Source organism: Paenibacillus popilliae ATCC 14706 (genome assembly GCF_000315235.1).
Lineage (GTDB): Bacteria > Bacillota > Bacilli > Paenibacillales > Paenibacillaceae > Paenibacillus_B > Paenibacillus_B popilliae.
On record NZ_BALG01000146.1, the window covers coordinates 1 to 526 of the forward strand.

Annotated in this window: 1 protein-coding gene; it reads left to right on the forward strand. The window is 40.9% G+C overall.

Annotated elements, in window-relative coordinates; genetic code table 11:
- The first annotated feature begins 196 nt into the window (after positions 1-196).
- Positions 197-514, forward strand: coding sequence for a hypothetical protein (locus PPOP_RS10550; RefSeq protein ID WP_006286312.1), 318 nt, complete (start codon positions 197-199; stop codon positions 512-514).
- Positions 515-526 lie beyond the last annotated feature (12 nt).

Genomic DNA, 526 nt, shown 5'->3' on the forward strand with positions numbered 1-526 from the left:
GTGAAGTACATTGGAAAAGCAAATCAATCCGGGTATGAGTGAAGAAGCTCTGAAAAAACTTCATATATACATTTCATTATTAAATATCAAATACGGGCCGCAATTAAAAAAATGAAAGTTGAAGGGCGCAAAGTCGCGCTCTCCTTGGCAAAAATGACATGAATTATTCCAAATTTTATTCCTGGGGGACAGCGAAATGAACTCGGATATAAAAATTACATTACATGGCGGAGAAATGATGTATTCGGCTATGAACAGCCAAGTAAATGCAAAGGAATATTCGCTGCGGAAAATGTATGCGTGGTTTACGATGCTCAACGACAGGCAAAGGCCTATAACATGGAAAAAGCCAAGCAAGAAAGGCACCCGTGTTAAGTGGGAGATGGTCACGACTCAACAAGAATATGAAATGGCGTGGGATGAGTTAGAGGGATATATACATGCAGTTAACAAGCGTTTTGCAACGGACTTCGCTTTGAAAAGAGTGCGAGCAGGGGAGGAAACGGAGTCATGAAAGACCAAGATA